Origin of the sequence: Chryseotalea sanaruensis (genome assembly GCF_003990915.1) — a bacterium.
Classification (GTDB): domain Bacteria; phylum Bacteroidota; class Bacteroidia; order Cytophagales; family Cyclobacteriaceae; genus Chryseotalea; species Chryseotalea sanaruensis.
In genome coordinates this window covers 1-22,021 of sequence record NZ_BHXQ01000007.1, presented here as the reverse complement: position 1 = coordinate 22,021, position 22,021 = coordinate 1, and the positions used below count along the sequence as shown (strand labels likewise).

Below are 22,021 nucleotides of genomic sequence, written 5' to 3'. Positions count from 1 at the left end.
TGTTTGATATTTTTTGAAACTTTAAGAGCCCAACAGACGATGTTGGTAGATATAACTGCAACCATGTTAAATCCGGTAGGTTGCGCGTTGGATGCGAACGAGATTTACGTAACAAATTCTGTTTCAGTAAGATTGAATAATAATTTGAATGTTGCTGTTAATTCAATTAATGGAAACGCAACAGATGGTGTGAGCTTGAATACAAGTATTCCATTAGACGGAAATACTTTTTCAGGTTCAATAGTTTTATCAGGAAGTTTTAGTTATAGTTCACTTGATTGTAATGGATGGAATGGCACTAGAGATCAATTAATGCGTTATACTGGTAATTTTTCTGAGTCTATTCCAATAAACTTTACGGGTTTGTGTATTTATGGCTCGCAGACATATACAAATAACACTGTGAGGTTTAGATTAACATACAGTTTCAGACTTGTTATGTCTGCCCCTACGGTAACATATGTTTCTGATGTGTGTAATTCAAGTTCTGTTAACCTCTTGGTTACTAATACAGCTCCCTCGTACACTTGGCAGGTACTAAACCCTGCTGGTGCTTGGGTTAGTTTTAGAACTGATGCATCAAACGCTATTGTAGCCACTAGGCAAGAACTACAAACTGCCGCAGGTAATGGCGCTTATGAAAACCGTAATGTAAGAGTAGTGGAGTCGGGCTGTCTTACCAATTTAGCAAGTCCAAGTTCAGTGGTCTTTAATTTCTGGGTGCCTGCTCCTTCAATTAGTTTTATAAAAACCGATCAAACATGTAATAATTCAAAAGACGGATCTGTTGCTGTTACAATATCAAGTGCTTCACCTTCAACAGTGGATGACTTTATCGTTTACTTACATGATCCTGCTATTGCTATTGACCCGGGTACAGGGCTACCTCCAGCCATCACATGGCAGGTGTTGAATAATTCGTCAATTTATGAGTTTGATAACTTGGGAGTAAATGACTCACCAAGAGAATATTTTGTTTCTGTTGTTAATAACAAGAACATAAATTTATATGGCTCATGCAGAAGTGTGACCCCAAATTTTACAATTACCAACCCATCAGCTATAGAAACTACCTTTACACGCGTACTTAAAAATGGTTTCGATATCAGTTGTCATGGTGGCAGTAATGGTCAGGTAACAGCTGTCCCTAGTGGTGGCGTTGGTGGATTTAAGAATTTTTCTTGGCGTAAAGGCACTAGCAATTTAAATGTTGGACTACCCACCATTACAGGTAGAAATGCTGGCTGGTATACAGTAAGTTATCGAGATGCTAACAACTGTCTTGCTTCGGGTAATGTCGAATTAAAGCAGCCTAACCTCCTCTCTGTTTCAATCCAATCAAATAATTATGCAGCCAATGGTAATTATGATGTTAGTTGTCATAATATGCAAAACGGTTCTATTACAGCCATTGCTACTGGAGGTGCAGGCGGGCGTAACTATAAATGGAGTGGTGGCCCTGCTGTTGCAACCTATTCTGGATTAGGTATTGGAAATTATGCTGTCACTGTAACTGATGGCAATGGTTGTCTTGCAAATTCAAATATTGAATTAACTGCTCCGCCATCAATAGCTTTCACACTAACACCAACTAATATTACCTGCCCTGGATTATCAACTGGTTCATTAACAGTTAGTGATGTAGAGAACGCAATCGGAGGAATAGATACGTATGCATGGTCGACTGGAGGAAACGGTAGTGCTATTCAAAATCTCTCGGCAGGAACGTATAATGTAACCATCACAGATGAGCAAGGTTGTACTGCTTACCGAGAGCAAACATTAAGCGATCCCTTACCGTATTCGCTTAGCATTACTCCTCAAAGTGATTACGATGGTAATTACATTAGTTGCAGTAGTGCTTCGGATGGAATTTTGAATGCAACCTTATTAGAACCAGATTTAGATCCAGCGGTTGGTTCTTTTAGTTGGTTTAAAGGAGGAGTGAATGTAGGGGCGGGTGCCACTGTTTCTAATCTTAACGAAGGTGATTATAGAGTTGAAGCCGAATATGGGAATGGTTGTACTGTCGAAGAAACTTATTTTTTAGAAGCCCCTGAACCGTATACCGTCAACATCACTCCGCAAAGTAACTACGATGGAAATGTTATAAGCTGCAGCACAGCATCAGATGGGATTTTAAGTGCTACCTTGTTAAACGAAAATTCACTTCCTGTAGTCGGTACGTTTACTTGGTACAAAGAGGAGGCCATTGTAGGTGAAGGAGCCACTGCCTCCAACCTTAATGAAGGTAATTATAACGTTGAAGCTGAATATGGAAATGGCTGCACAGCTGAGGGTACCTATTTTTTAGAAGCTCCGGAACCCTTTGTTGCCATCATCGCTATTCAGAGTAATTACAACGGTTCGGCTATCAGTTGCCATGAAGCCCAGGATGGTGCACTCGCGGTAACCTTGCTTGATGAAGGAGCTAGCATTACTGAGGTTGATTTTTATACTTGGTATCGTAATGGAGAGATCATTGCCTCAGGTGAATCTTTAAGTAATATTAATAACCTTAATCAAGCGGACTATAGTGTTGTAACTACCTACATGGGAGTTTGTACAGCCAACACTGCCATTACTTTATCAGACCCAGATCCAGTGGAGGTAAATGTTCAAGCAGACTCGAATTATAATGGTTACATTATTTCTTGCACAGGTGAGAATAACGGATCTCTTTTGGCCATTGCCAGTGGAGGAACTCCTGGTTCTTATACTTATGTTTGGGATAATGGTACGGAAAGCTCATCGCTCACTAACATTGGTGCCGGGGAATACTTCGTTACTGCCACTGATATAAATAATTGCCCTGCCTTCTCAAGTTTTACAATTGAAGACCCACCGGTACTTACTGCATTTATTCAAACCACATCAGATTTTTTTGGCTTCCCGATAAGTTGCACTGGTCAATCTGATGGTTCATTGCTGGCTATGGCTACAGGTGGTACAAATGAGTATACATTTCTTTGGAGCACCGGGGTGAATTCAAATGTGCTGTCAAATATTCCGGCAGGTAACTACGAAGTTACAGCAACTGATGAAAATGGATGTACTGCACAAACAAATTTAAGTTTAATAGATCCACCAGCAATTGAAGTATCTATTGCAGTTATTTCAGATTACAACGGTCAGGCGATAACGTGTGCTGGTGAGGCAAACGGCCGTTTAGAAGCAAGTGCAACAGGAGGAACAAATATTTTCACTTACGCTTGGAATATTGGAACACTGGGATCTATACAAAATAATTTAACGGCTGGACTTTATCAAGTATTGGCAACCGATCAAAATGGTTGTCAGGGAAATGCTCAGCAAGAACTTGTCGACCCAGCACCTGTTGTAGCATCAGTTGTAAATATCTCTGATTATAATGGCTTTGGTGTTTTATGTGCTAATGACCAAAACGGTTTTATTGCGGTGACGGGTGCTGGGGGTACCGGTGTTTTCTTCTATAATTGGACGGATGATTATACCGAGACAAGCAATATATTATCCGGGATTGGTTCGGGTATGTACACAGCAACGATTACGGATAGTAATGGTTGTAGCGATCAAGTGTTTCAACAAATTACTGAGCCAACACTTTTAACCTTGGCGGTTGTCAATAAGAATGACATCACCTGCTTTGGTGGTAATAATGGGAGTATAGCTGTTGAGGCTAATGGTGGTGTTAGTAATTATACGTATGCTATCAACTTATCTGAGCAGACAAATGAAACTCTTTTTTCAACATTAATGTCTGGGGAATACACCTTACATGCTTACGATGCCAACAATTGTTACGCAACTATTTCAGAAACATTGCTTCAACCTTCACAAATTGAAATTAATTTCGAGAATATAGAACCCGCTTTTTGTGACGATCCAAGAGGTAGTGCTTCTGCTCATGTGACTGGTGGTATATTGAATTATATTTACCAATGGAAGAACAGTGTTAATGATCTGATTGACGAGGATAGCTCAATTGAGAATTTAGCTGCAGGTTTATACTCATTATTGATTACTGATGCTAATAATTGTGAAGCTTCCAAATTTTTAGGTATTCAGGCTACAGACGGACCAGTGGTAGTAGTCGAAGAAATTATTCCAGCCAAATGTTCTTATTCAGCAGATGGTAGTATAGCTATGGAAGTAAGTGATGGTGATGGTCCATTTACTTTTCAATGGCAGAATGGACAAAGCTTAGCAACCGCTACTAATCTTGCGTCAGGAGAATATTTTGTTATAGTACAAGATGTAAATAATTGTATAACGGTAAGTTCAGGTACAGTAAGTGCACCCTCGCCTTTAGCTATTTCGCTCATTGAATTAAAACCACCCTCTTGCTATGGCTATAGCGATGGTAGCATAGAAGTTTCTGGCAGCGGAGGTATTGCACCTTATGCTTATGATTGGGGAATTTTTCAAGGTTCTTTATTTCCAGGACGTAGTAAGGGTAATAGTTATTTGACTTTGTACGATGCTAATCAATGCATGGCACTAGCAAGTTATTCAATGCCAGAACCAACACCATTATCTTTAAACTTGGTCTCCAGGATTTTGCCTACTTGTTATGGTGAATGCAATGGGCAAATGGAGGTATTGGCTGCTGGTGGTAATGGATCGTATCTATACAATTGGGATTCAGGAAGCCAAATGGCATTGGCAAATAACTTATGCGCGGATAGCCATACGGTAAGTGTACAAGATGCAAAAGGTTGTGCACTCCAAACCACTTACGCTTTAGGGCAGCCATCTCAACTAACGCCAAGACTTTTGACATTAGACTCCCCCGATTGTCATAATGGTTGCGATGGTGAGTTAGCTGTAGATGCTACGGGTGGAGTAGGGGAATACTCATATCACTGGTCAAATGGTCATACAGATGCAAATCCTGAAAATTTGTGTTCGGGTGCTTATACAGTCACTATTACCGATGGAAATGAATGTGAAACGCAACAGACACATCAATTACTTAATCCGGTAGAACTGACGATTGAACTTGGTGAAAGTAGAACCATTTGCGAAGGACAAAGTCATACTTTAAGTATTGATGGAATCTGGTCAAGTTATCAGTGGAGTAGTAATGTAAACTTTCAAAGTGAAGCGTCTCAGGTCGAAATCGATATTGCCGGACAATATTGGTTAGCAGTGACCAATGCGCTGGGGTGTATTGCACGTGATACTTTTTTATTAGCCACATCAAATGATTTATTAGGCGCTTCTTTCATTATTCCTGCCGAGGCTAACGTGCAAGATACAGTAGCGATGATTGATATTACATGGCCACTGGCAGAAAGTATCACCTGGCAACTTCCGTCAGATTTTGATGTACTACAAGACTTAAATGAAGTTGTTTATGGTAAATTTCTACATGCAGGTGTATATAATATTGGAATGCATGCACAATTAGGCGGTTGTCATGATGAGGTAACTAAGTCCATATCAATTTTAGGTGGAATATCACAAGAGGAAGAAGAATTGTTAGGCTATGAAGAATTTGTAAAAGTCTTTGAAGTCTTCCCTAACCCAACACAGGGCAACTTTACAATTTCGCTTCAGTTTATAGAAGAAACATTTGCCACCCTTAGTATTTGGGAGGTATTGACAGGTAAGGTTGTAAAACAAATGAACCTTAAGGAGGCTCAGGATTTTTCTGTGAATGTTGATTTGCAACCATTACCAACTGGTGCCTATGTGCTAAGAATGGATTACAGGGGAGGCGTTAAGTATTTGCGTTTTGTTGTTAATTAACTGATGTACTGATTGGCGAATGAATTTGAGAACTGCAAACGAATATGATGTCTTTGCGAGGAATTGGGATGGCAGATGCGTTGGCATGACGAAGCAATCTGAATTAAAGCATAGGTGCATCAATTGAGTGATTAATTAATGACTTCTTTTTGTTTGCTTGAAGTCTTGTTCAGTAAACGAAGAGCTTGATCGGAATTAATAAGACTTTATTGAATGGAAATACTTAAAGAAAAAGTGGTGTTGAACCGACTGAGTGAAGTATTGGAAGATCGTGGTAAATCGCAAATCTGGCTGGCTGAACAATTGGATTTGGATTTTCAAACAATAACACGCTATGTTAACAATAACCGCCAACCAACACTTTCCAGACTTTTTGAGATAGCCAAGATTCTGAAAGTTAACCCTAGAGAATTATTGAATAGTTAAGCAAAAACTCTAAAACCTGTTTTGACTTCGATGCTTTTCTACGGAATATTAGAGTAGTGTATCTTTAATGTAAGAAGCTTATTGTAATTCTTTTTTTCTAGATATGTACTGATTTATAGTTGATGGATTTGTTGATTTCAGTTATTAAACTAGAACCGTCATTTTAAAGATGAGACAAGTTCTACTTCACGCACAATATTAGTGACTGTTTTTCTTGTTCTTCAAAATCTCGTTTATTAAATGGGTGGTCCAGTCACTTGTTTTTTTTCCACTATCGAAAGCCACGTAACCTTCTGCTTTGTAGTTAAAGTTGTTTTTCCATTTCCCGTCTTTTGTTTTTCGTTTTTCGATATGTGAAATTAAGTCAGTTGTTTTTTTATTAGCTAATAGATTTGCTTTTTTTGCAAACCTTAATAATTCGAGAGAGTTAAGGTGATATGTTTCCGGGAATGATATGTCGGTTATATGTTTATTAATTGGTTCGTCTTTACTTAGACGCTTAAAAAATTTATGTTCAAGTAAATATGAAATACCTTTCTGTAATTGAGTCTCATGTTCTTTCTTCTTTGTTTGTTCTTTAAAGTCTTGTAAAGCAAAAACGGATTTGGCTAAACCAATATAGCAAGGAGTCTTTTTGAAGCAACCTCCATATCTATCAAAGTTAAAGTTTGGTAAATCCACCTTTATTCCTCTTTCCATGGGTTGATTTGAGTTAATCCAATCAACTGCATTTTTAACTTGTCTATCATTTGCTCTCCCTAAACGACATAATGCAGAAACAACCATTGCATTGTAACATGGTAAAAACATTTTCTCATCGCGACTTAATGAAAAGCCATAAGGCGTTGCAAGTTTCGAGTAAACTATTTCAATAAGTTTTTGTGTATAATCCAGTTTGTTGCTAAAAGGTATTTCGCTAATACAAATCAGTCGCCAGACAATTGCTAGTGGTGTTACAGGCATATCGGCAATTAGTTTGCCTACAAGTTCTGAGTTTTGAAGTTTGTCAAGAATCTCTTTATTGGAAAAGTGGTAACCGTTATCAATTCCAATTTTTAGTTCTAATGCTGAATCCATTTTATTGTAACTGAGTTGCCTTACCAAAATTGCCACTAACGGTCGACTACATAGGTGTCAGATAGCAGAACACGTTCTAAACGAATTTAGTAATTTGCTCGCAATTGGCAAACCATTACATGGTAGGAGATGAAACTTGCGTTGTGGGTAGGGGGGCTACACAACACATCATTCATAATAGCGCTTTTTATCACCTGTTATTTTTGCACCATTTTTTAAAATACAGTAGCGCTTCTAGTGTTAACTAGAAAAGTTTATTCGAGTTAAGTAGTGATTATAATGCCTCAGAAAATCTAACAGCAATTGATATCCCAATAATAAAGTTGTTACTTGTTGGGGCAATGTTAGTTTCAAATATTCCGCCTTTACCGTTTAACCAACGCCCTTCAAGTCTGCAAATGATAGTTTGTACAGGAGAGTAATCAAAATTTAATGAAATTCCTGTTGTTCGAAAACCGTTAATTGGAATGATAATGCCTATCTCATCATGATAATACTCTCCCCGAATTGCCGTTTTCCACTTATTATTTATGGTAAATTGTCCAATGATTACAGGACTTAACCATAACGCGTAAGTTTGTTTAATTGTTTGTGTCTGGTAAAATTACCGGTAAATGTGAGTATATGCAAAGTAGACGAATCCGAGGTAATCCGCTATCAAGTACACAAAATTTGAAGCGGGTTACTACTTTAAAAGACTACTATGAAGCTTATTTGCAGATACATTGTTGGCGGTTCTTTGTTTCTTTATCATTCAGTATCCTTATCTATTGATAAAATAGATCCTTTTTCATTAATGAATTCCCCACTTGGTAAAGTCCAGTTTGAATAGACAATCCCTTTGTTAAAATCTTGAATCTGTGTGACGGTGTTTTGATTTCTTTCTTTCCAGGTTGTTATGTACAAATTAGGTCTAATTTCAGTTAATTCTATTTCAACAGTTTCTACTTCTTCGTATGGCTTACCGTCCTTTTCGGTAATTGTAAATTGCATTGATGTTTCACTCTGGAAATAAAGTATTGCTTTTGCCATTCCAAAGTCAACCCTGAATTTCTCACCTATAATTTTAACATACTTTTCTGTAAACGTCTTTGTTACCAAGTCTGTATCCATATATTCTCTCAATTCATAAATTTTGCCATCTATAATTTTGCATATCCAGCAATATTTATTTTGGTAGATCTTTCCATCAGGTGTTGAATTTTGTCCAACTGCTTCCACGGTAACATAATTACCTTCCGCGATAAAGTTGTTTGCAAAAACTTTGTAGGGAGGCTTCAAGGTCTGGCGTATAGCAGTCCAGAGCTCACCAAGTACTTCACTTTTACCGTTAAAAGTCTTTGACCACTGACCAGAGCCCATCCATATCCATTTCATTTCATCTGCCATAGTTTCAATGAAGAGGCTATCATTTCCTTTCGATAACTCAGCAAAGATATCTTGCAGTAATTTTTTGTTTTTTAAATCACTCATTTTGTTTAGTTCTTTTTCCTTTTCCGGTTTGTTGTTGCCGCTCTACAACAACTGCCAAGGTATGTGTATGTACATACGTTGTATGTATATCACTTATATAAAATCTCCCTAAAAAACTTTACAATGCCTGGAGCGAGCTAAAAATGCATGTATATATATTGCTTAAATCGCTTGTTTTTCGAGACCAGGAGTGTTGGTTAAAGGACTCCTGATCGCTGTACTCAGCGCCTACCTTACAAGCGAGGGTGAGGCATTCTATTGGCGATGGTATTTATTTCTTTTTATAGATCTCCATAATTTCAACGGGCAATTTCTCTTCTGATCGGATTAACTCAAGGCCATATTTTTTTAATTCAACATGAATTGTTTTCGGGTCTTCCGCTTGCCATTCCAACGCAATATCATATTCGCCAAGAAGATTTGTTTGATCTACAACAGGGATCGAGGTGAAATTTTCCAGATAATCTGCTAATCGAGACATTTTAATTTTTTTAGATTGTAGCACCGGGCCCATAAACATGAATTCAGTCGATTCGGCTTCAGAGGGCTTAAGCAAATTGTTGGTATTTTTTAATACATAGCACATTAATGAATCAAGCCCCATTTTTGCATTGACATCAAAATGTTCATTCAGAAACTCAACACCAAGCGCTCTCCAATTTTCCTGGTACTTGTCAGAAACCTGAATTGTAAAATTGTACTGATGCGCTTTTTCATAAGGAAAATCATCTTCTGTTAAGCTATCTTTAAAAATCATTCTCTTCGGTGAGGGTACATTAAACAAGGTCTGGTAAAGTCTTGGAATCGGACTATTCCACATCTCAATACCATTGATATTCCCTTCAGTATCTTTTAAGGGTCTTGAGCCACCTCGCTTTTCCTGATCGTAACTTTTTAGTTCAATCCTGTAATCAGCATTGGCGATTGTTTTAATAGTCTCAACTTTTAATTCAGGATTAATATAAAAATCATCCTTTACTTCCAAGGCAATGTCCTTATCGGCCAGCAAATTTTCAATTACCTTTCTGTCGATATTTTCCGGACTGGTGATGGCCCTTACAATTCCGTTTTTATCGATTAAAATTGTGTGCGGAATGATTTTGTAGATGAAATTTTTAGTGTGTGCTGTATCTGAAGCAATGCGCAAGGAAGTTTTATAACTTTCTATAAACTTTTCTAATCGCTTTTGATTTTCGGATGAGATGGTAATAATCTCAATCTGATCGCCAAATTGATTTTGTAAACTATCCAATTTTTTCATGGCAGGAATACAGGGCCCTCACCAGGTCGCCCAAAATTCCAGGATGACGGGCTTGCCTTTTAAATCGCTTAAGGATAGTTGTTCCTCTTTGCTATTTAGAATATGGCTGAACGTGTAATCGGGTACTGGTTTACCAATTTCAGCGATGGAGCTTTCGTCCTTGCAAGAGGTTAAAGAAAAAATAATAAATGGAAGTAGAAGAATTCTTTTCATTTCGTTTTTTTTAATTGTTCCCAACCTTAGCCTATTGGTATTTACTTTATCTCTACAAAGTATCAACTAAAATTAATACATTAAGGCTAAATAATTTAGCATTTTTTATTTTTAACTCTGCCGCCTCAACCAAATTTCATTGTGTGAGCTCCTATTCTTTACTGCTTTGACACATTACTAACGAGGGTTAGGTCATCGCTCAGGCATGCACTGTAAACTATTACCTGCACAACGTGCCTTCGTTACAAACGATGGTTAGGAGGGAGCGCTTTTTCAAAACCATTCATCAAATAATTGTTCAAATTTTTTCGTGTGCTGTATATTTTTCCGCAGGTTTTAATCTGAAGAAAAATGATAAACAATTTGAAGAAACTATTTACTTACGCACTATTACTTACTGCTACACTCAGTTTAACTGCACTTTCTTGCGAAGATCTATCTGATGAGATTACAATTGATGTGCCAACTGAGGTTACCAAAACCATCAGAATAAGCACCTCCGAAGCAGGTCCTTTCACCAAGACAGAACCTGTAGATATCGCATCTGATGAATTTAATGAGAACCGCGATAAAATGAAGGAATTTAAAGTTGTAACATTAACTTTTGATGTAGTTGATAATTTAACCGGAGGCAGTGCCGTTCCTACCAATGTATATCTTAGTTTTGAAGCAGACTTTAGCGGAATAGGACTTGCTGTTAATGGTGCTACGCTTCAGGACCAGTTAAACGGTTTTACCCCAGAGTTCACAAATGAGCTGCGCAGAGCCATTGAAGACTGGATACTGGACTACTCATCTAATACTGTTATGGATATTGAATTAAGTGGAGATGCATCAGGTTCAATGGATTACACCATAACTTTTACCATGACTAGTACTATTCAGGTTGGCGCTAAATAACCGACCACCAACACATAAAAAACCTGTTTGCTCCGGCCGACAGGTTTTTTTACCTAGTGCCCTCGTTTGTAAGCATAGCCGTCAGGTTAAGGCAAACTAAATCATTAATCCCAATCATAGGGGATACTCATATTTTTTAATGCCCATTTTGTTTGATTTGCTGATCAGATGATTGAGCGCTAAGAAAAATTTGCCAGGATAGGAAGGCAGTCAAAAGTTATTTACGCTGTATGTGCTCTTGCAATAGGTTTTTATTGTCTACAAGATTGTCGAGGATTTTGTAGCGTATAGCGTTGAACAGGATGAATGCCATGACATACCAAAATCCGTATAGATAATATAACCATGTGGATGCTCCATAGCTATGGGCCATTAAGCAAAACAGTAAAAATATTTTGCTGACCTTTCGGGGTAGATAATACCCTAGCAGGGCTATGAGGATAAGCCAACAAGCCGAAATAATAAAGATTCCGGCAACATGGTTTTCTATAAACAGCGCTCCGATGGGATTTCCTTCGTTCTTTTTGGTCAAGTCACCACTCCAGTATTCTTGTGGTTGATGGACTGTGGTTGTACTAACCCCCTATAAGACTGGACAAGAATCTGAAAACAGATTTGTAGCAGTTAAATTTGGGAAATATGCCAGGAGGAAAAAGATCATTCACACCAGAAGAGCGATTAAGCCTTTTTCAGGAAGCAGAACGAGAAGGCTACATGGAGACATGTCGCAAGTATAATTTGTCACCAGCCTTGTTATCGAAGTGGAAGCAACGGTATTTGGCAAAGGGGGCAGAAGGACTCAAGCCTGCCTATAAGCGAGTAGATCCAGAGGTTCGCGCTTTGGAAGAGGAGAATGAGAGATTGAAACGAATCATCGCTAGGCAAGCTCTTGAGATAGAAGTAAAGTCAGTGCTTCTAAAAAAAAAACTCCTATCCAACCCAAGAAAAAGTAATGCTGATCAAACGATTTTCTGATCGTGCACCGATTCAATTACTTTCGAGGTGGCTGCAATTACCGCGTAGCACATTTTCTTATAAGCCACATTGGACAACGAGGCATGAAACCCAGTACACATACACTTTATCATGGGGTGCTCATGACCAATGAAGAAGTGGTTGATAAGATCAAAATCTTGTTCAGTGGCTCGTATAATGCCTTTGGATATCAATCCATTAATGATGATCTTAAGGCATTAGGTTATCTGATCAACCATAAGAAAACTTATCGAATCATGGACGTTCATAAGCTTCTCTTGGGAAAGTAATCCGAACCAGCGGTAAACGCAATTGGGATCAGTATCGGAAAATACTGGCTACACAGCCATTAGAATATCTCTGTCTTGACATCAAGTACGTATGGGTGCAGGGTGAAGGACGATGGTACTACCTGCTGTCAATCATGAATGCGTTCAGTCGAAAGATTTTGCACTGGATTTTTCAGAAGAGTGTTCGTAAAGCAAATATGATCAATATGTTTCGATGGCTCTACATGATTTATAATCTCAAGGGAGTGATTATCCGAAATGATAACGGCTCACAATTTCTTGCCAATCAGGCCCGAAGCTTTCTGGTGCAGCTGGAGGCAAAGCAGGAATTTACACATATAGCTACTCCTGAAGAGAATACATACATCGAAGCCTTTCACAGCATTCTTCAACGTGAACTCATCGACCGGTTTGAATTTAGCAGCTTCTACGAAACCAAACAGCACATTGAAAAATACATGCAATGGTACAACTATGAACGGAAGCACAGAAAACTTGGTCGGATAACTCCTCATCAGAAATGGTCACTAGGTTTTTCCTGTCCAACTTATAGGGGGTTAGTACAACCTGAAGAAAGTGCTACATATGGCTGCCATTAGTAGCGCACATCACAATCCGGAACTTAAAGAATATTATGAACGAAAGGTGAAAGAAGGCAAAAACAAAATGTCGGTGATCAATGCTGTTCGAAACAAACTGTTGCACAGAATTGTAGCTGTTGTGAATCGTGGAACACCTTACACACCAGAATTAAAAAAATAGTTAGAAAAACTTTTTTTAATCATAGATATCGGTTAGTATCTGAAAAGTAGGCGATTTCGAAGCACTAAACTTTCTGTTAAGCACAAAGTTAGATTAGATAGGAGTTAAATCCCTTGAATTTACCAATGTCTAGCCTATTTTTTATATACATTGTTACCTACCGTTTTTTCTTGTTCAATCATTTGTGTTACAATCGAAATTTTTTCTGCATAGTCTTTATCTACTTCGTCTGCTTTAAAGAATTCGATTTCTAATTTATCCAATAGCTCAGACTGGTTTAGTAAATTCAGGAACTCTTTATCATAAATCTTGTCTTTGATTTTCAGTCCTTTATTTATTATTTCAGTTCCATTATAATAGAAGAATTTCACGAAGTTTTTAAAGCTATTTCCATTCTTCGTCAAGTCCCAAATACCGAAAAGGTTTTCTGGTTTAAAAAAGAAGGAATAATATTGAATGTCATCTGTCCCAATTTCTGAATTCTGTTTGTTAATAAAGCTATTCCAATCAGCAAAAATGAAGTCTTTAATCGCTTTAATTTCATTACTTTCCCATTTTTCCCATTCTGCATATTCTAGTTTTGAAATAATTTCAAAAAGTCCAATAAGTCCTTTTCCGTTTTTTTCGTTATGGACTTCTAAAATTCTCGGCAAGAAGTGTTTATAATGTTCAATATCTCCCCAAGTATAAAGCGCACTTCCATGATAGGAACTAAAGTCGTCTTCTCCAAGTTCTCGCAGTTTCTTTGAAGCCAATTTTTTCACGTCATTTTCATCAATACAGCCACAGTCACAATAATACATATCAGAGGTTGTGTATTTTGAAAATACTTGATACAAATTTTCTATAGCTTCTTCTAACTTCATTTAAATGGTAGGTAACGTTTATGTATAATTGGTGGCGCTGAGTAAAAATAAAAAAATATCCCTCCTTGTCAACACCATCTCTTATACATTTTATTAGGGGCAGTAGTATTTCACTTTCTCAAGGAAGTTTACTATTACTTTACTTTGTCGTCCGTTACAATTGTCACAGCTGAATTTCATTTTTTGCTTTTAACCTTTCTAGTTCTTCTTTCTCTTGTCCTTCTGCTGATATTTGAATTTCTCCTGCAACAGTCTATGCCCATTCTTCCAAGTCCTTGTCCGTCAAAAACGAATTATTTATATAGTAATCCACAAACTCCTTTGCCTTCTTTTCAACAAAATGTTTCTCCATCATTCCCAGTGGCTCGGTATAAGCACCATCAGTCTTTTCCATTGTCCGAGTAATGGTTGAAAAATAAAATGGCTTAATTTCAGTATTTGAGGTAAACATGCTGTCCAATAAAGGCAAGGTGTCCTCATCGTCAGCTGGTTGCCTTTTCCCATTATACAAGTCCTTGTAAACTTGAGGGATTTGTTTGTGTGTTAAATAAAATGAGATGGGACGTCCGCTGAATACTGGTTCTTTGTCGGCCGTGTCAAATTGTTGAATTGATTCATTGTCAACGATTATTTTCTTCTCCATTGCAGGACAACTGAAAAGGTCAAACGTCAAAAGAATCAAAATGAATCGTATCATAAATTTTTCCATACTATTGCCCCTAACGTTTTGCAGATTTGCGATGGGCGGGATTTCACCACAAATGTTGATGCGGAGCACAACACCTTCTATTACTACTAAACTGTCTGCAAAGCACCAAACCCCGCCTATTGCAAATGTGCTGTTATGCGTTCGTGCTACTATTCACCAAATGCTCAGAGCCATTAATCGAATTAAATAATCTTTCGATCTTTAAAAGTACAAATGCGAACACAATTATCCACAACAAGAAAGCACCCATGTTGATGCGTTCCCATAGACCTATATGGGGCGTTGGTAGATTTGCTTCGATGCCGGGTGATTCCATAAAGGTCAAGATACCGAATACAATAAAGACTAACCAAGTCGCGATGGTATAAATGCGAAACCGCTTCCCTAAGGCCGCTGCCCCGAACCCCATTAGAAGCATATTGAAGAGAAGCGTCATCATTGCCCAAATGATATGCAAGGTGTCCGTCAGGGTTCCTCCGCCCGCTGCGATTACTTCGCGCTGATGCATCGGTGGCCAGTAGAAGTTCATAATACAGTATGCAATAATTAAATTTCCTGCAATCCGCAGTTGGCGGCTATGTCCTGATGATTTCAGCACGCCCCATCCAAAGGCAATCAAAAGCAGAAGATACAGCATTGCAAGCAACACCCATACTATTCTTGTCGAAGCACCTATTGCGGACAATTCGCTTACAGTCAAAGAAGCCATGCTGTATCCATCATACATCATTGGAACAAAAATATTTATGGCGACATACCATAATGAAGAAAGGATGCCACAGCTGAGCAAAGCTTTTCGCATAATCGCTGTATCATGTCGCAAAACAATCAACGGAATAGTGACCACCAATCCCAGTAAAACCGGAATTCCCCACATGGCGTGCAGCCAATGCAGTTCCTGTAGAATTATAATTTCTACAACAAACCAAATAAATAGTCCGCCTAAAGCAAGCCCCGCCATAAACCAGTCGGAAGCGGCTCTGCGAAGGACTGTAAAAAAAGCAAACGTGTTCAGGATACCCAATCCGAAGAGGATGATGCCGGGAATGAGGAAATCACTGAAGACACCATGCATCATAGTAGTCGGCATGTCCATGTATCTGCCGTCCGGTGCCGCAACGAGAAGGGTTCCGCCCAGCAAGCACCCTGCCCCTTCGTAACCAAGAACAATCAGTAAAGTAATCCGCTGCCATCCAGGTAGAGCAACCATCTTTTGTGCCGGTCGTTCTTTTCTGCTGTCTTCTTTTTTTATTAGCGGTCGTTTTTCCATCAGTTATAGTTTTACAATTCGAATTCAGTTGTCTGTCTGAAATGCTTTTATATACTATTCAGAAACTTTAAGAGTTTGGTTTAATAAAAAGTGATTTCAATCAACTTTCTTTTTATTGTCGACTATGCCAATTATTATTACAATGATCCAAAGCACAACAGCCCATAGTGTATACCAAATTATCCGTTCTTTTCCTGTTAGAGAAAGCGGCATGGAAAGCATCCAGAACATATCAAGGCTTGCATGCATCAGCACTGCTAGCCATAAACTTCCGGTATGCCTGTAAACCCATATCATAAGAATTCTAAAAGGTGGAAGAAAAGAGAAAAGCATTACCGGCAGGTATACCAGCAAAGAGATACTTCCCGCTGCATCAGCACTTCCTAAATAATTTGAAAACAAGTGCCACAATCCCCACATGATGCCCAGCGTAATACCTGATTTGAAAAGATTTTGATTTCGTAAAAGTATCGGAGTTGCAAATCCTGTCCATCCAAGTTCTTCGACAAAGCCATTAAAAAGACTAAGCATAAAAACGAACAATACCAGGGTTATTTTATTACCTTCTGGTAATCCAAACGATGAAGCAATTGGGTTATTCCCTGATTCGAATATACCCGGCATAAATACATGGGAAAATAATGAAAGAGCGAAAAGTGCTGCAAAGACCGTAAGCGGAGCGATCACTAGTGCAATCGCATACCATTTAACAGGTACCCTCCATTTAAACAACCGGGAAAGAAAATCGCGGTAACCTTTCTTTCCATAATATAATCCGGTTAAAAGAACCCCTGAAATAATGGGACCGGCTACTGTAATTAAATACAGATTTAAAAAAGGAGCATTAGTTTGCTGAGAATTAATTCTCCCTGGGCCACCAATAAGCAGTATAAGACCTCCCCAAGAAATAAGAAATGTCAGTATGTAGTAAGTTGCAACGGGATATTTTATAATCAAATTTTTCATAGTACTTACCTACATTGTTTAGCTTCTACCATGCCTAAGCAACAGTAAAAATTAGTGCCCATTATTGGTTGCGAGTAGTACTGAACGAAGCCTGTGTAAAAGACGAGACTACAAAAAGCACAGTAGTGACTTTTTAAAGTTCATAGCAAAGTGATAATATGTAACAACAAATATTTGTAGCAAACATTACAGATTTTTAACTTTAGGGCTATGACACAGATCATAGTTTGAGATGATAAATGTCACTTATTTTCTGGTATCAGTTTGAAGTTCCGATACAGCCAAAGTATGCTGGCAACGCTTGTGTATGCGCAGTTTAAATTTCCTTTAAAAATAACTAACAAATTTCAATTGCGCATACACTTTGTTAGCGGTTGTTGCATTCCCTAATGTCATTTATTAATTTCCACTTTTGAAAGTTGTGTGAAATGTTGTCCCTTTGCCTAGATTGCTTTCAATGTCAATCTGTCCACCGTTAAGTTTTGCGAACTCGTAGCTCAACATAAGACCTAATCCGGTGCCCTTTTCTCCAGCTGTCCCATTAGTGCTTTGTTTTTTGCCAATAGAAAATAATTTTCTTTTAAATTCATCAGAAATTCCGACCCCATTATCTGAAACGGATATTTGTACTTGTCCTTCCGGTAATGTTTTAGCTGTCAAACTTACGAGGCCGTCTTTGTGTGTGAACTTAATAGCATTGTTCACAAGATTTCTAATTATGAACTCTATTTGATTTTTATCACCATTTATTGTAAGAGAGTCCTCAACTGAGTAGCTTATATTTATGCCTTTTTTTAAGGCTACCTCTTGATAAACACCACATATGTTTGATACAATGTCCTTAACTTTTATTGTTTCTTCATGGAATTGATAATCTTGCATTTGTATCTGTGCCCACGTAATTAAGTTGTCGGCCATTTTAACGGTATTGTCAATTGAGTTTCGGAGTTGTTTGCTCATGGTCAAGATCTCGTCCTTACTAAGGTCGTCAAAATGGTCAATTAATAAACTTGAAAAGGACTTCAAGGAGTTAAGAGGACTTTTCAAATCATGAGCTACAATAGTAAAAAACTTGTCTTTTGTATTATTTAAAACTTCTAAATCGTTCCTTTGATTTTCAATAATCGAATTCTGAATTTTTAGTTTTTTATTTAGCCAGGTGAATTTAAATAGTAACCAAAGCAACACAATTACTGTAATTGTGATTATTATTATTAATGTATTTCTGCTTTGTATTTTCTGCAATTGTAACAGACTGCTCTTTTCCAATTCAGTTTTAGATTTTGATAGCTCATGTACTTGAACTATGCTTTTTGTTAAACTGTATCTGTCGTGGAGTTGTCTTTGATTTAAAGAATCACTGATTGTAAAGTAAGAGCTAATGAATTTCGTGACAGCTTCCTGGTCATTTTTTGTAGATGAATACAGTATCAATTCCTTATAGGTTTTCTGTAAATAACTTGCAAGCTCATTCTTATTACTAAAGTCTGCAGCCATTAAGAGAAATTTAAATTGGTTGTTTAAGTCTCCTCTAAGTTTGTAAACTGTTGCAAGTTGAATCATTGATTCAACCGCTGCTACTTTTTGAGAGTTTTCCCCTAGTTCAGTTGTTAAGTCAATGACTTTTTTGAAATAGTCCTCAGCTAGTACAAGATTATCCTCTTTCAACTCAATCAATCCCATTACTTTATAACAAGAGGATAGAACTGATTTATTGTCAAGCGAGTCGTTGATTTTTATGGCGTATCGAGTTAACTGTCGACTTTTTACTAAATCACCAATATTATAGTAACTCTCTCCAAGATTGTGAGCGGTCACACCAATCCTTTCTTTATTATTTTGCCTTTTAAATATTATGAATGATTTTAAATGATAATGTACTTCTTCTTTTCTGTTTTGTAGTCGTCTGTAAGTATGCCCCATAGAAATATAGCAGTTGGCAATTCCTGTAGAGTCGTTACTCAATGTAAAAATATCTAGAGCTCGTTGTAAGTACTCCATACTAATGAAGTAACTTTCGTTAAATGAGTGTATGCTCGACAGATTTCGATATGCATAGGCTGCTCCAATTAGATTATTTGCCTTTGTCGAGAGTTCTAATGCTTTATTAGCATAGTTTAATGCCTTTAAAGGATTTATAAAAGTCGAACCTCTGCTTATCAAATTTAACGTAACAATACTATCACTTGTAGTAAGTAGCTTACTGCTTAGTTTACGCTCAAGGGAATCAAGGTCTTGACTTATTGTCTGATTGAGTAGTATTACTGTAAAAAATATAGTCAGCGTTACTTTCATTTACTCAGTTCGATTTTTTTCTGTCTATCTGGCAACGTTTAGTATAAGAGCAGTAGCGTATTTCAAGGCGATTACCTGTCCGCTACCACAAAAGTTTATTAAATGCAAAGACCTTCAATTTACCACTTTACTCGCTATTGCTCTTATACAGTGTTAGTGGCAGTTTATTTCTGTGTCAAGTCCGGAATTTCGTCCAAACTATAATAAATTTTTAAGCCTCTTTCTTTGGCAATTTTTACGTCATTGTCTGCTCCCTTTGATTCTCCTTCAAGACAAAGAACTGCGTCACACTTTTCAAGAAGTCGATGTGCAACAGGATATTGTATTTCGTCCCAAATACTGTCCCCAATTTCTTTTGAACCAGCTAAGTGCATTAAGGGTAAAGCAACCCATTCTCCAATCATAGGAATATGCCCCTTACGAAATAATGGCAATGCAACAGATTCAAGTTTGTCTAAATTTTTCTTTATTAAAACTGGGTCGTCATTTGTTCCTCCACGATAAGGTCCTGCAATAAGTATCATCATAATTTTAAAGTATTTTGTTAAGTTTTATGTATTGAAGTAACATTATTGTTTTACCGTCCTTTATTTCTCCACTTTCTATCATTTTCATTGCATCGTCTATATCAAGCTCCAATACTTCTATGTTTTCTTCTTCTTGTTCAACACCGCCACCGTCATTAACTTTCATTTCTTTTGCATACTCAGCAATAAAGAAGTACAAAATTTCTGTCACCGAACCTGGCGACATATAGGCTTCAAATATTTTTCGTACTTCTGTAATTTTATATCCTGTTTCTTCTTCAGTTTCTCGTCTAATACAATCTTCAGCATTGTCTTTGTCCAATAAACCTGCACAAGCCTCAATTAACATTCCAGTTTCATTTCCATTTACAAATGTTGGAAGGCGAAATTGTCTAGTAAGAATAATAGTTTTTTGTTCTTTGTTATAAAGCAAAATTGTCGCTCCATTTCCTCTGTCGTAGGCTTCTCTACTTTGAGTCAGTTTTGTACCATCCTTTTTTGAATATTCGTAAGTAATTTTTCTCAATACATACCAATTGTCAGAAAGGACTTTGGTGTCTAATATTTTTATGTTGTCTATCATTTGTAGGGTGTTGTTTTAAATTGACACTAACGTTTGTGTTTCTGCAGTGGTGCCTTTTCGAAGCCGCGTCCTGTCCACGTGGAGAAACGTTAAACGAAGATAAAACTTTAAACCAATACGTCACGGCACCATTGCAGAAACATGCTGTTGGGCGCTGGCCGTTCTATCTAATAACCATCACTTTATCTTTAATGAATTCTAATGTCAAGCTAAAAGGTCAAAAAATATTTATTTATAGTAAGACAAATAATCTTTTTAATATATCCTTACGTTCAATGAGAGAAATATGCTTAAGTGACAATTTTATTTGATTGAATTCATTCTTCAAATAACATCCGAATTGTATTATTCAGCTCGTTGAGTCTGATCTTTTCTTCCAGTATAGATCTTTTGCCAAGCATGTGATATCCAATGAAGACTATTATAATAAATAGTACAAATCCCGCCTTATAGTATGCTGTTGGGTAATAGCCTAAAATTTCCGGCAAATAAAGTGAAAAGGATACGCAAAGGATCAGAAAAAGAGCAGGTGAATAGAATCTAAAAAACCGTAACCGATAGGTGTAAAATAAGTACCATCGTGTTAAATATTCTTTCGGGGCAAGTGTCTCATGTATTTTACTAAGTAAAAAAACATTATGCAGATTAACTAACACCATGATTAATGAACATCCAGCAATCAGGAATAACGCGGTATAGGACAGTTCGTAGATAAAACCGCGGTCCCTAAAAAATGCAAACCCTAGAACAAACATTGTAAATCCAATTAAACCAATAGCGCTCAACGAGTACTTTTTCTGCAAAAATGAGAGCTGTCCCTTTTTTCTTTTCCTCAAAGATTGAGCGGATATAACAGGGCCTGGCTCGTTTTCAGTCCAGATACTTTTTATGTCATTAAAGTTTTTCATTTCGATTATAAATTTCAGTGAGTTGGATTTTTATACGATGAATCTTAACAGCTACCGTGTTCTCTTTGATTCCAAGAACTTCGGCAATTTCTCTGTAAGCTAGTTCATCAAGATACATGCTGATTAGCAACCTGTCTACCTTTTCTAGTTTATTTATCGCGTCATATAAAAGATTTATTGCCTCATCCTTTTCATTATAGGCATGTGGCTGCTCAACCATTTCTTTTATAGCATCTGATCGCTGATGCTTTTTTTTAATGTGAGTTAGACATTTGTTTATTGCGATTCTATAAATCCATGTCTTGCGTGAAGAGTGGCCATGAAAACTACTCCAGTGCTTCCAAGCAGATAAAAATGTATCTTGTACGAGATCCTCAGCCTCTTCGACTGAATGAGCATACCCAAGGCAAAGCTTTGCTATTTTAGCGTTGTAATTCTGATAAATGGAGGAAAATTCCTCATTAAAAATCTCCATATATAATATTTCCGCTTTTTTAGCTTTTGACTCTCAATAATCAAAAATATTACAGAGGACTTAGATTTTTTCTATCAATTGCAAATCTTTCTATATAATTAAGTTAGTCATGAAGACTTTACGCTCGCACTATAGCCGACCCAATATTTTGGGCTTCTTATCTATAGACTCCGAGGCTTGCTCCCAACCTTTAGATTCAAACCATGATTTGAAGTAAAGGTATTAATCGTTAAATTTTATAAACAAAAGCAGCCGGAGCACTATGCCGCCAACCAAGTTGTGAGGCTTATCCAGCGATTCAGTCCGACTGCT

At 37.4% G+C, this 22,021-nt stretch carries 19 protein-coding genes and 1 pseudogene; 7 read left to right on the top strand and 13 right to left on the bottom strand.

The features are described 5' to 3' along the window. The first annotated feature begins 39 nt into the window (after nt 1-39). Together SanaruYs_RS17175 and SanaruYs_RS17170 are read left to right on the top strand one after the other, a co-directional pair. On the top strand, nt 40-5,733 hold the full coding sequence (locus SanaruYs_RS17175; protein WP_160118706.1) for a T9SS type A sorting domain-containing protein: 5,694 nt from the start codon (nt 40-42) through the stop codon (nt 5,731-5,733). 213 nt (nt 5,734-5,946) lie between these two features. After that, the gene (locus tag SanaruYs_RS17170; RefSeq protein ID WP_127123837.1) at nt 5,947-6,159 is read left to right on the top strand and encodes a helix-turn-helix domain-containing protein; all 213 of its coding nucleotides are present in this window, start codon (nt 5,947-5,949) and stop codon (nt 6,157-6,159) included. Between the two features lie 198 nt (nt 6,160-6,357). On the opposite strand, the gene SanaruYs_RS17165 is transcribed toward SanaruYs_RS17170, so the two are convergent. From SanaruYs_RS17165 to SanaruYs_RS20515, 5 genes are all read right to left on the bottom strand, one after another. Further along, nucleotides 6,358-7,236: a hypothetical protein gene (locus tag SanaruYs_RS17165; protein ID WP_127123836.1), complete on the bottom strand. Its 879-nt coding sequence runs from the start codon at nt 7,234-7,236 to the stop codon at nt 6,358-6,360. A 274-nt stretch (nt 7,237-7,510) separates the two neighbouring features. Beyond that, the gene (locus tag SanaruYs_RS17160) at nt 7,511-7,822 is read right to left on the bottom strand and encodes an outer membrane beta-barrel protein (RefSeq protein WP_127124079.1); all 312 of its coding nucleotides are present in this window, start codon (nt 7,820-7,822) and stop codon (nt 7,511-7,513) included. A 164-nt stretch (nt 7,823-7,986) separates the two neighbouring features. Continuing rightward, the gene (locus SanaruYs_RS17155) at nt 7,987-8,709 is read right to left on the bottom strand and encodes a MoaF-related domain-containing protein (RefSeq protein ID WP_127123835.1); all 723 of its coding nucleotides are present in this window, start codon (nt 8,707-8,709) and stop codon (nt 7,987-7,989) included. 271 nt (nt 8,710-8,980) lie between these two features. Continuing rightward, nucleotides 8,981-9,979, bottom strand: coding sequence for a DUF3738 domain-containing protein (locus tag SanaruYs_RS17150; protein WP_370684892.1), 999 nt, complete (start codon nt 9,977-9,979; stop codon nt 8,981-8,983). A gap of 9 nt (nt 9,980-9,988) precedes the next feature. Beyond that, nucleotides 9,989-10,183 carry a TlpA family protein disulfide reductase gene (locus SanaruYs_RS20515; RefSeq protein WP_127123833.1) on the bottom strand — a complete coding sequence of 65 codons (195 nt, stop codon included), beginning with the start codon at nt 10,181-10,183 and terminating at the stop codon, nt 9,989-9,991. A 351-nt stretch (nt 10,184-10,534) separates the two neighbouring features. Here SanaruYs_RS20515 and SanaruYs_RS17140 point away from each other — a divergent pair, with 351 nt between their 5' ends. The 5 genes and pseudogenes from SanaruYs_RS17140 to SanaruYs_RS20150 all read left to right on the top strand — a co-directional run. After that, nucleotides 10,535-11,083 (top strand): hypothetical protein, encoded by a 549-nt coding sequence (locus tag SanaruYs_RS17140; RefSeq protein ID WP_127123832.1) that lies wholly within the window; start codon nt 10,535-10,537, stop codon nt 11,081-11,083. 639 nt (nt 11,084-11,722) lie between these two features. Then, entirely contained in the window at nt 11,723-12,058 is a 336-nt protein-coding gene (locus tag SanaruYs_RS17135) for a transposase (RefSeq protein ID WP_127123831.1), read from the top strand. 83 nt (nt 12,059-12,141) lie between these two features. Beyond that, entirely contained in the window at nt 12,142-12,348 is a 207-nt protein-coding gene (locus tag SanaruYs_RS17130) for an IS3 family transposase (protein WP_127123830.1), read from the top strand. Further along, nucleotides 12,348-12,947: an integrase core domain-containing protein gene (locus SanaruYs_RS17125; RefSeq protein ID WP_127123829.1), complete on the top strand. Its 600-nt coding sequence runs from the start codon at nt 12,348-12,350 to the stop codon at nt 12,945-12,947. Before SanaruYs_RS17130 ends, SanaruYs_RS17125 begins: the two co-directional genes overlap by 1 nt. Then, nucleotides 12,916-13,110 (top strand): annotated as a pseudogene (locus tag SanaruYs_RS20150) (IS110 family transposase); the annotation flags it as partial. The gene SanaruYs_RS17125 and the pseudogene SanaruYs_RS20150, both read left to right, overlap by 32 nt. Before the next feature lie 134 nt (nt 13,111-13,244). Here SanaruYs_RS20150 and SanaruYs_RS17120 read toward each other — a convergent pair. The 8 genes from SanaruYs_RS17120 to SanaruYs_RS17085 all read right to left on the bottom strand — a co-directional run bounded on the left by SanaruYs_RS17120 (nt 13,245) and on the right by SanaruYs_RS17085 (nt 21,709). Then, the gene (locus tag SanaruYs_RS17120; RefSeq protein WP_127123828.1) at nt 13,245-13,976 is read right to left on the bottom strand and encodes a hypothetical protein; all 732 of its coding nucleotides are present in this window, start codon (nt 13,974-13,976) and stop codon (nt 13,245-13,247) included. A 253-nt stretch (nt 13,977-14,229) separates the two neighbouring features. Continuing rightward, nucleotides 14,230-14,619 carry a hypothetical protein gene (locus SanaruYs_RS17115; protein ID WP_127123827.1) on the bottom strand — a complete coding sequence of 130 codons (390 nt, stop codon included), beginning with the start codon at nt 14,617-14,619 and terminating at the stop codon, nt 14,230-14,232. A gap of 199 nt (nt 14,620-14,818) precedes the next feature. Next, nucleotides 14,819-15,955 (bottom strand): DUF998 domain-containing protein, encoded by a 1,137-nt coding sequence (locus SanaruYs_RS17110; RefSeq protein ID WP_127123826.1) that lies wholly within the window; start codon nt 15,953-15,955, stop codon nt 14,819-14,821. 96 nt (nt 15,956-16,051) lie between these two features. Further along, the gene (locus SanaruYs_RS17105) at nt 16,052-16,921 is read right to left on the bottom strand and encodes a CPBP family intramembrane glutamic endopeptidase (protein ID WP_127123825.1); all 870 of its coding nucleotides are present in this window, start codon (nt 16,919-16,921) and stop codon (nt 16,052-16,054) included. 399 nt (nt 16,922-17,320) lie between these two features. Continuing rightward, the gene (locus SanaruYs_RS17100) at nt 17,321-19,216 is read right to left on the bottom strand and encodes a tetratricopeptide repeat-containing sensor histidine kinase (protein ID WP_127123824.1); all 1,896 of its coding nucleotides are present in this window, start codon (nt 19,214-19,216) and stop codon (nt 17,321-17,323) included. 164 nt (nt 19,217-19,380) lie between these two features. After that, on the bottom strand, nt 19,381-19,743 hold the full coding sequence (locus SanaruYs_RS17095; protein WP_127123823.1) for a DUF4406 domain-containing protein: 363 nt from the start codon (nt 19,741-19,743) through the stop codon (nt 19,381-19,383). A 4-nt stretch (nt 19,744-19,747) separates the two neighbouring features. Then, nucleotides 19,748-20,326, bottom strand: a complete 579-nt coding sequence (gene nudK / locus SanaruYs_RS17090) for a GDP-mannose pyrophosphatase NudK (protein WP_127123822.1) — start codon at nt 20,324-20,326, stop codon at nt 19,748-19,750. An 894-nt stretch (nt 20,327-21,220) separates the two neighbouring features. Beyond that, nucleotides 21,221-21,709, bottom strand: a complete 489-nt coding sequence (locus SanaruYs_RS17085; protein ID WP_127123821.1) for an RNA polymerase sigma factor — start codon at nt 21,707-21,709, stop codon at nt 21,221-21,223. Nucleotides 21,710-22,021 lie beyond the last annotated feature (312 nt).

Coding starts and splice junctions, on each gene's coding strand:
- SanaruYs_RS17120 (WP_127123828.1), bottom strand. CDS start 13,976: ATGAAGTTAGAAGAAGCTATAGAAAATTTGTATCAAGTATTTTCAAAA.
- SanaruYs_RS17140 (WP_127123832.1), top strand. CDS start 10,535: ATGATAAACAATTTGAAGAAACTATTTACTTACGCACTATTACTTACT.
- SanaruYs_RS17165 (WP_127123836.1), bottom strand. CDS start 7,236: ATGGATTCAGCATTAGAACTAAAAATTGGAATTGATAACGGTTACCAC.
- SanaruYs_RS17095 (WP_127123823.1), bottom strand. CDS start 19,743: ATGATGATACTTATTGCAGGACCTTATCGTGGAGGAACAAATGACGAC.
- SanaruYs_RS17110 (WP_127123826.1), bottom strand. CDS start 15,955: ATGGAAAAACGACCGCTAATAAAAAAAGAAGACAGCAGAAAAGAACGA.
- nudK (WP_127123822.1), bottom strand. CDS start 20,326: ATGATAGACAACATAAAAATATTAGACACCAAAGTCCTTTCTGACAAT.
- SanaruYs_RS17085 (WP_127123821.1), bottom strand. CDS start 21,709: ATGGAGATTTTTAATGAGGAATTTTCCTCCATTTATCAGAATTACAAC.
- SanaruYs_RS17135 (WP_127123831.1), top strand. CDS start 11,723: ATGCCAGGAGGAAAAAGATCATTCACACCAGAAGAGCGATTAAGCCTT.
- SanaruYs_RS17115 (WP_127123827.1), bottom strand. CDS start 14,619: ATGGAGAAGAAAATAATCGTTGACAATGAATCAATTCAACAATTTGAC.
- SanaruYs_RS17175 (WP_160118706.1), top strand. CDS start 40: ATGTTGGTAGATATAACTGCAACCATGTTAAATCCGGTAGGTTGCGCG.
- SanaruYs_RS17130 (WP_127123830.1), top strand. CDS start 12,142: ATGAAACCCAGTACACATACACTTTATCATGGGGTGCTCATGACCAAT.
- SanaruYs_RS17155 (WP_127123835.1), bottom strand. CDS start 8,709: ATGAGTGATTTAAAAAACAAAAAATTACTGCAAGATATCTTTGCTGAG.
- SanaruYs_RS17170 (WP_127123837.1), top strand. CDS start 5,947: ATGGAAATACTTAAAGAAAAAGTGGTGTTGAACCGACTGAGTGAAGTA.
- SanaruYs_RS20515 (WP_127123833.1), bottom strand. CDS start 10,183: ATGAAAAGAATTCTTCTACTTCCATTTATTATTTTTTCTTTAACCTCT.
- SanaruYs_RS17100 (WP_127123824.1), bottom strand. CDS start 19,216: ATGAAAGTAACGCTGACTATATTTTTTACAGTAATACTACTCAATCAG.
- SanaruYs_RS17105 (WP_127123825.1), bottom strand. CDS start 16,921: ATGAAAAATTTGATTATAAAATATCCCGTTGCAACTTACTACATACTG.